The 8,190-nt window shown below is 51.8% G+C and carries 8 protein-coding genes and 1 pseudogene; 2 read left to right on the top strand and 7 right to left on the bottom strand.

The genetic code is table 11. The annotated features are described in order from the left end of the window. From AC2FD9_RS07070 to AC2FD9_RS07055, 4 genes and pseudogenes are all read right to left on the bottom strand, one after another. A pseudogene (locus AC2FD9_RS07070) lies at positions 1 to 85 on the bottom strand (IS6 family transposase); the annotation flags it as partial. Between the two features lie 109 nt (positions 86 to 194). Beyond that, entirely contained in the window at positions 195 to 749 is a 555-nt protein-coding gene (locus tag AC2FD9_RS07065) for a TadE/TadG family type IV pilus assembly protein (RefSeq protein WP_496836065.1), read from the bottom strand. A gap of 4 nt (positions 750 to 753) precedes the next feature. Beyond that, on the bottom strand, positions 754 to 1,287 hold the full coding sequence (locus tag AC2FD9_RS07060) for a TadE/TadG family type IV pilus assembly protein (protein WP_496836063.1): 534 nt from the start codon (positions 1,285 to 1,287) through the stop codon (positions 754 to 756). Further along, positions 1,284 to 2,942: a TadE/TadG family type IV pilus assembly protein gene (locus AC2FD9_RS07055; protein ID WP_496836061.1), complete on the bottom strand. Its 1,659-nt coding sequence runs from the start codon at positions 2,940 to 2,942 to the stop codon at positions 1,284 to 1,286. Before AC2FD9_RS07055 ends, AC2FD9_RS07060 begins: the two co-directional genes overlap by 4 nt. Positions 2,943 to 3,309: 367 nt before the next feature. Here AC2FD9_RS07055 and AC2FD9_RS07050 point away from each other — a divergent pair, with 367 nt between their 5' ends. Both AC2FD9_RS07050 and AC2FD9_RS07045 read left to right on the top strand, forming a co-directional pair. Continuing rightward, positions 3,310 to 3,444 carry a hypothetical protein gene (locus tag AC2FD9_RS07050; protein WP_255415467.1) on the top strand — a complete coding sequence of 45 codons (135 nt, stop codon included), beginning with the start codon at positions 3,310 to 3,312 and terminating at the stop codon, positions 3,442 to 3,444. An 826-nt stretch (positions 3,445 to 4,270) separates the two neighbouring features. Further along, complete coding sequence (locus AC2FD9_RS07045; protein WP_496836059.1) at positions 4,271 to 5,353, top strand: hypothetical protein; 1,083 nt, start codon at positions 4,271 to 4,273, stop codon at positions 5,351 to 5,353. A gap of 646 nt (positions 5,354 to 5,999) precedes the next feature. On the opposite strand, the gene AC2FD9_RS07040 is transcribed toward AC2FD9_RS07045, so the two are convergent. From AC2FD9_RS07040 to terL, 3 genes are all read right to left on the bottom strand, one after another. Next, positions 6,000 to 6,326: a hypothetical protein gene (locus AC2FD9_RS07040; RefSeq protein ID WP_496725562.1), complete on the bottom strand. Its 327-nt coding sequence runs from the start codon at positions 6,324 to 6,326 to the stop codon at positions 6,000 to 6,002. Between the two features lie 84 nt (positions 6,327 to 6,410). Beyond that, positions 6,411 to 6,638 (bottom strand): hypothetical protein, encoded by a 228-nt coding sequence (locus AC2FD9_RS07035; protein WP_496836057.1) that lies wholly within the window; start codon positions 6,636 to 6,638, stop codon positions 6,411 to 6,413. Positions 6,639 to 6,734: 96 nt separating this feature from the next. Then, entirely contained in the window at positions 6,735 to 8,177 is a 1,443-nt protein-coding gene (gene terL, locus AC2FD9_RS07030; protein ID WP_496836055.1) for a phage terminase large subunit, read from the bottom strand. Between the last annotated feature and the right edge of the window lie 13 nt (positions 8,178 to 8,190).

Raw genomic sequence — 8,190 nt, 5'->3', positions numbered from 1 at the left:
GCGGAAACCGAACATACATCATGACGGCCAGACGGATGATCTCGGGGCTCGTCTTGAAGTAGCGAAAAGGGCTGCGTCTTGTCATCCTGCGACGCTAAGTGCTCGCCCTGCCCGCCTCAATAAGTTTCTTCTGACAGTGCCCGCTTGGGCCTTGGTGGCACCTACGGGGACCCTTCGTTGCCGAGCTCAGGCACTTAGACGTTCCCTTTGATATTGTTTGCAAAGCGCGGACGGGTAAAAATAAAGTTTTCCAGTTCTATGTTGCCCAAGCCTACCCTAAAGAGCGGGACAAACGTGTTGGACGTCTCGACCAGGATGAGCGTGTTCTGATCCGACATCGGAGGCAGGGCATCTTTATATTGGCCAATATTTGCGTCGGTCAGCTTTTCAGTAAATCCACCGCGAATTGCAGACCAATTCACCGAGTGGCTGTCGGCGGCCACATCGTAAAGAACTAACGAAATTCGGATTTTCAGATCAGATTGATTGGCCACCATCAAACTGAACATTTCTTCCATCACGTCAATGTAGGCGCTGTTGATTTCCCGGGTTTCGCGAGAAATCAGGTCACCAATCGTATGCGCCGCTTTGATGTTCGAAGCACTTTGCCTGTAGGCTTCGAAATACGTATATCCCGCCATGATCGCCCAAAAGAGCATAGGGGCAAGGAGGACTGCCTCTACGGCAATCGAGCCATCTTCCCGTGCTCGGAAACTTTTCGGGCAGTTATATAGAAGTCGCTTAATCATGGTACTAACCAGGCTCCTGTACGAAGACAGTTGTAGCGGTCAGGGCGTACTGGCCTTCTTCGTTGACCAATGCCTTGCTCATTGCGGATGTTGGAAAAACGGGGTTGATCTTGGCGCAGGCCCGAAGAACCATCAACTCGTTCTCAAGGCCGTTGTGGAAGGTCCGCACGGGGCGAGCCACTTCGGAGAGGTCAGTGCAGTCAGGGACAGTTGGTACTTTCATAGCCTCAAAAGGATCCTGCCGGATCATTTCCAAGCGCACGCTGGTTTCGCAATTTTTGATAAAACTGGCGCGGCTACAAATGAGCGCCTTGATGTCGTCGTGTTGTGGGTTGATGCCGGTGTTTAGCCGGATGTCGCGCACTGTCAAGTCGACGGCACGCTCTAACTGCGCGTGTTTCAAGGTTACTATGCCAAGCTCCAGCCCCGCAAGAACCAAGAAAAAGATGGCTGGGAAGACGATTGCAAACTCGACGGTCGCATTTCCGTCTTCATGGCGGCGGAGCTTAGCTAGAGCGGAAATCAACCTACGGATCATTGTGTCAACCTCAACATACGGACGGAAGACGCGATCGAGGTAAAGGCATCTGTGAGGTCAGGGGCCGATGCATCATAATAATGACTGGCGGAGCTTGCGCAACCTTGCAGTACCTTTTGGCCGTTCGTCGGGGCGTCGACGCTGACACTGAATACAATCACCCCCTCATCCTTGGCGGCCTTGCATACGTGTTTGGTGCGCTGATCCTTGGCGACCGCGGTTTTCTTGCTGAACGCACTGGCTTCCCATTGACCATAAGCACTTGGCGACTGCGTGAAAATGTTGTTTTCGATGTGTTCCAGAGACACGAGGTTCAGCAGGTCAACGTGGGACAATTGTACCGCGTTGCCGGGTTCCTCCTCATTCACGCATTCGGCTTTACTGCCTTTGGTCGTGCAACGCGAGTTTCCTTGGCCGTAGGCGTGATCCTGCCAACTATTGTCGTGCGGCCACCAGTACATGGGGGAGCCATTGGACTGGTAGACAGAGAAGCGATCAGCGTCCTCGTTGTACCAAATATCCGACATAGTGGTGCGCATCGACGGGTTGAGCATGTGCTGGTCGGTATTGTCCCCGTCAGAAACGAGGATCAGAACCTTCAGGACGTTGCCGTTGTAAGCTAGAGGGCGGTCGTCGAAGGATTCCGGAACGATATCGTCGCCACCATTTGCTACAGTGGTGGCAAGTTTTGCGATGACCGGCTGTGTACCGGGATCCAGCAGTATGAGGCCCCAATTCGCGCCATTATCCAGGCCTGAGTCCTCGTCCGCCACTGGACTGGCGAGCTTGGTGAGGCCGTCGACGTAGTTATGAAGCACGGTTTCATTGTTTTGGAATGGCAGGATCGCCGATCCGTCGCGGATTGGGCAGACAGGATGCTGAATCGGCTCTTTTGTCTCGGTGTAAGGGTCAAAATGAGCCGTTTGTTCCAGCACTCTGGTCAGAGAAAGATCAGGCTTGCTGAATTCGTTGTCGATAAAGTTGACGCAGTGCGAGTAGTCATGAAAACGGTCGAGATTGTAGTACTTCAGCAACTCTTTGCCGGCGTTAACCTGGCTGGAATATGGAATCAGGGAGAATGAAATCTCGTTGCTCCAAGCCCCGTTTTTCGTTCCAATCTGTGTGATGATGCTTTTCGTAGCTTTTTGCAGTGCAGGCAGGTCAATAGAGGTCGAGACGTCCAACACAATTGAGATTTCGGCCAAACCGACGCTTTCCTCGGCAGTGCTTGCGGCAGGGGCGTTCAGTGTTTCGACGCCGGAAAGGTGCATGAATTGGGTCGGAATCTCGGACATGGCTGTCGCCGATACCTCACGATAACCAGTGTCGTTGACTACATTGATATTGGTCAGATTTTCCAGAAGGCCCGCCTTTTCCAGGTACGAACGAACGACAGATTCTGGTTCCGCCTTTTGATCAAGATCCGCCGCAGCCAAAACAGACCGATCCAGCGTGTACTGCAAATTTGCACGTTCGCTCTCGTAGCGCATGAAATCGATACCAATTCCCACAAAGGCGACAATAGCCACAAACATAAAGAGGGCGAATATAGTAAGCGCGCCATCCTCGTCGCTGGCAAGACGTCGAGCACCTTTCCACACACCGAATGCAGGAGAAACGCTAGAGCTTGTTGATTTTACAAAATTCGTAGGCATTTATAACCTCCTTTAGCGGCGGAAAGCTGCCATAAGTTCATTTCTATTAGGGAAAAGCTCGCAATTGCAGGTATTGCAATTACGGAAACATTTACTAGGGCATTGACTCAGAATCCCTCTAAGAATTTGGAATTAGGTTTATTTCTTAACTGAGAGCACCTCTATAAAATCTGTGATTTGAATATGTCAAAAACGTGGCGGCCTACTGGTCATTTGGAGGGATTATCTTTTATGGAAAAGAACGATTCATTCATGTCTGGTTAATATAGAGACTTCAAAAATGGGGCTGCCTTCTTGAAAACGGCCATTCATCCCATCTGGCAGAGCACCCTGCAGCGCTGCGGTCAGCACCAAGGGCAACGCGCAGATGGTAGACTATGCAAACAAACATAGAAACACGCCTGCCTCCAAGCTGGTGATGGCATCCAGCAAGGCGCAAGAACAAGGGCCTCAGGACGCGATGAAGGCCGCGATTCGAGCCGCATTTGTGGCCAACCCATGAAAAAGCCGACCTTCGCTGCGCTATGTCGAATGAGCAGGTCGGGCTCGCAGCGGACGTTCGGTAGTTTCAGCCCGATGTCTGCTTTGCGGACATTTCTGCCGTTTGCTGCGGCGCAGAGCTATGGAACCAATTGAATGATTGCTCAGCAGGCGGAGTGGACGAACAGAACTATCTTTCGCTGTCTCGTCTGATAGCGCGGACCCTCATTGTCTATCTCAGGGCAAAAGCCTTCATCTACCACGGGATCGATATATAGCTTTCGGCAGACGCTCTATTTAGAAAAAAGGCCATTAGAAGAAAATACAACAATATTGGGGCAGCAAATATAGCCCTTCTTATCGTAGGTTTTAGGGAGCTATTCTTGTCCGGGCCAAATGTTTCGGCCTCGGCGTCGTTTAAAGGCGGGAATAGCTCCCTTTTGCTTTGCTTAACCATAGTCAACTCGTAAAAATAAACTATTTGCTATTTTTCAGACCTCACATTAACCGAGTGTTAACACACCTATTATTTCCGATTTAGCGGTTTTTTTTGACCGCTGCTGGAAACAGAAACTTGAAAACTACTGCTTTTGTTAACAGTTTAATTTCCCCAAGTGATTCTTTTGGAAATAAAGGCCAAGTTGTTAATATTCCATTAAAGATAACAACTCCTGAAAGTCGAATAGCTGCCTCATTCTGGCCGTGTTTGAACAACGTTTTTAAGGATGGCATTCGTTCGCCACCGCTAACCAGTATTTCTCTAAACGAAAAGGATTTCTACCGTGTTGAACTTCCTTAAAGTGAGCGTCTCCGCAATCGTACTGTCTACATTTGTAGTCGCGCCAGTCGTGACCGTTCTCGCTACCGATTACGCATACGCAAAAAATGGTAACGGCAAAGGTGGAGGTAACGGCGGCGGAAAAGGGGATAATGGAGGTGGCAACGGTGGCGGAAAGGGCGGCAACAACGGTGAAAAAGGTGCCAAAAGGGGATGGGGTTCCGACAAAACGCTGAACGGGGTAAATACGAAGTCTGCCAGCAAAAGTCGTAAGTCAAAGAGCGGCAGTCGTTTGGGTCGGGCTGTGAAGGAAGACTTTCAGGCCTTGGGCCGTAACCTGAAGCAAAACGGTGTCAAAGGTCTATTCAAAGGGAACAAGGCACGGACCACCACAACACGAACAAGTAAAGCGAGTGTCGCGCAATCCCCGAGACCACCAAGCAGAAAAGCAAAACTCCTTGATGATGGCACGCTTGCCCCGCGTAACCTCGGCAAACTGAATGGTGCCATTAACTCCAGTGTAAATGCAAAACTCGCGCATATCGCGAACGGACAGTATGCGAAAGGTACAGGGCCGGTGAGCCTGGCCGCTGGCCTTGCCGCAGCCGACGCAAATTTCAATCATGTCATGGGTGAAGATTACGACTTGAGCCCTGAAGAAGTGAAGGAAATTGCTGCGGCGTATGATTATTTGGACACGGCTCCAATGACGCTGGAGGAAGCTGAACAGGTTCTTGCCGATGAGGCGTCCACTCCCGGTACGATTGCGCCTGAAGATTTGGAAACCGCACAAGCGGTGAAAGATGCGCACGACGTAACAACAGATGAGGACGGAAATTCGATAGCGCAACCGACGGACGATCAGTTGGCGGCTGCGGAGGCGGTGCATGACGCGGAGGCCAGTTTGTTGGGACATTACAAAGGCGATTTTTCTGAGGACAAAATCGTCGCGGAGGAACAGCAAGACCGCGTCCTCGGCGCGGTCCGTGCCTCCAATCCCGATGAAGAATCGGTAAAATCCACACTTGGCATTTCGGATGACGGAAGCGTTTATGCCGACGGCCAGGAGGACGATGATGTTGATGGAGAACCGGAGGAAGTAGATCAAACCCCGGGTGGAGAGGCGGAAGACGAATTTGCAAGTAACGGCTGAACGTAAAGTTAGAGGCTCGAAGGCAAAGATTTAGGCGCTATTTCGACAGTACCGGTCTCCCGTTGGATTGAAACTGATCCACTAGTTGGATGGCACTATCACCTCTTTGGGGGTCACCAAAACAAACCTTACGCGGGACTAACATGTCTGCTTTGGGCTCGTTGCGGTCATCCGACGGTTTTACTCAGATGACCGGTTGATCACGTAAAGCAGACATTGCGAGGCGTGGTTCAAAAATCCGAACTTGAATGGCTGCTTTTACCGGTACCGGACATTCGCTGCACCTTGCAGGAGTGTCTGAGTTGCAGGACAAAACGGCCCTAGGCTCAATGATTGCTGCCGACCGCTCGTAGCCCAAAGTAGACCTTCAATTCCAAGCATAGTGACTTCCGAGATGCGGACAAGGCTGCCAGCCGAAGTCGACATCCTGTTGGGCTGCTTTCTACGCTCAACAGCCGCTCGTTTTGACTGAGCGTCTCGCATGTACAACATCACCCCTGAACCAGAAGCGGAAGTTGACATTCGACACGGCGAACCGTTTTAGAACCTGAAGCGGGTGAGTATTCCGAAACCGCCTTCTGTACGGGCCCCGGTTTCAAGAAAACCCTTAGTAGGGCCAAAACGAGAGTTGTTGAGCTCGGACTGGTCAACATCCGGGAAACAACCAACGCTCTGCCTCAGAAAGGTCCCCTGGGCAGCCCTTTATATCCTTTGAGTTCCAGAAGTCTCCAACGCTGCCATCTTTGTTAAAATTGCATTGGAATGTTAATTCGCTGCCCATGACTGAACCGTTGACTGGGATCGAGCCGTCGACACGCGCCGTTTGCAGCTCGACTCGAACATCTTCTATTGGCATTCCCAGGCGCCCGGACGCGATCCGCTCGCAGTTGTTCATCAGCTCGACTGGGTCGTTGGCAGCGATTGCTGACGTGGTCAACGTGGTCGCGACCACCGAAATCAAAACAAATCTCATTTAGTTTCTCCCTGACTATGGTTGTGTCAATTTGACAGATCCAAATTGATGAATAATGCACCGATGGTCTCTGGTCCATCAGGTCTAATATTTCTGGTGCTCGTGGGCGATTTCCCAATGCACTTTGTCTGCTGATGTGCCTTTGATCCGGGCCGCCACAAACGTCTGGCCTTGATCGAAATAGGCGGTTGTCGAGCCAGCAAGCAATGGGATTTTGCTTGCGCCGCGAATGACGGCAAGGTCGGCAAAGTAGCCGAACGCATTGGCCTTTGGTAAAGGGTACTTTGGGCTCAGAGCAGACCTTCGCTGCAATTAGCACCAACGTCAGCTTTGCGCTTCATCGCTGACGTATGAGTTCGAAGCCGTGATACCCAATCCCAGGTCGCTGGAAAGCGCTCTCGCGTGGCGTCAGAACCGCATGCGGTCTTCCCTTCTTGGTCGTTCGGGTCGATAGTTGCCTTGGCGGCGACCGGTGTAAGGATCAGTATCGAGGTATGTGCCTTGGCTTCGACGCATGTATTCGGCGAACTGGGTCAGAGCATCCACCTGATCATCTTTGAGAGCATCCGGAAACGCCAGCAGTTCCCTGCGGAACTCATCAAACCAGGGCTTGTCCGTAGGGATGACTAACTTGCCAGATTTAATCCAGTCGGTCTGTGGGATGAAGCGGTCCAGTTTGCCGGTGACAACGTTGACGGGCATGTAAACACCTGCTGCGGTGCGTTTCAACTCATCCAGAAGGTGGATGCCCATCGCCGAGGACTCGATCAGGACTCTGTCAGCGCGCCATTGCTTGCGCAATCGAAGAACAGCGTTCCGCACCTCCGTATAGTTCGTTCGAGCCCGAAAGACGTCGAGTAAGTACCATCTTTCTTCATACGCATGCCAACCAAAGGTCAGCCCCACCGTAAAGTCCGAACGCGGACTATCCTTCGCCGCTGTATCCCAGCTCTGGACCCGCCGGACAAACACGCCTTCGTCCGGCAAGGTTTCCACCAGATGCAAATCTGACATTGAGAGAAATTCGTTTTCACCGTCTGTGGGGTTCTGTTGATACTGTGCCTGGAAAGCAAAATTGCCTATGTCGGCCTTGATCCGATCAAGAACCTCCTGCGGTTCCCGCTCTGGGTTCAACAAGTCCCCTGGCCGACGCTTCAGCACACGATTGTTGTAGAGCGAGATCTCTTCAGGGATCTCCGCGATCGACGGCAAACATAGATGGTCAAACGTGTCCTTTTCCAAAAGGTAGGCGGAGAAGTCATCCGGGTGCAATCGCTGCTGGATCGAGACAATACGGTCCGTGCGCTTGTCGTTCAGCCGTGAGAATAGGGTCTGGTCGAAGAAGTCACGCAACTCCTGCCGGTACGTATCGTGGCGCATTTCGGAGGGTTTACCCAGATCATCGATGATAATGAGGTTTGCACCGAAGCCAGTTATGCCGCCGCCAAGAGAGACAGATTTGCGCCCGCCTCCTTTAGTAGTTTTCATATGTTCGAACCGGTTGTGTTTCGGATCGACCTTCATCTTTGGAAACAGGCGCTGGTAAAATGGGCTAGTCACCAGCCGTCGAAACTGTTCGGCATGTTCGCGCGCCAGATCTTTGCCGTAACTGACAACAACCACTTTCTTTGTCGGATCTCGTCCAAGCTCAAAGGCTGGCAACAAAACAGATCCACAGATCGACTTCAGATGGCGAGGGGCTATCGAGATCATCAACCGTTGGCATTCACCGGAGGCCACGCGCTGAAGGGCGCAACACATAGCCTCCAGATAAGGGGCCCGAGCAAGCGTCTCACCCGGACACAAGATGCCAAAACTGCCCGCAAGGAATGCGTAGAGGTTTTCACGCATCGCAGCCTCTGCC

The sequence above is a fragment of the Ruegeria sp. YTSC230 genome, from assembly GCF_059609665.1.
This window is presented reverse-complemented; position numbering and strand designations above follow the sequence as displayed.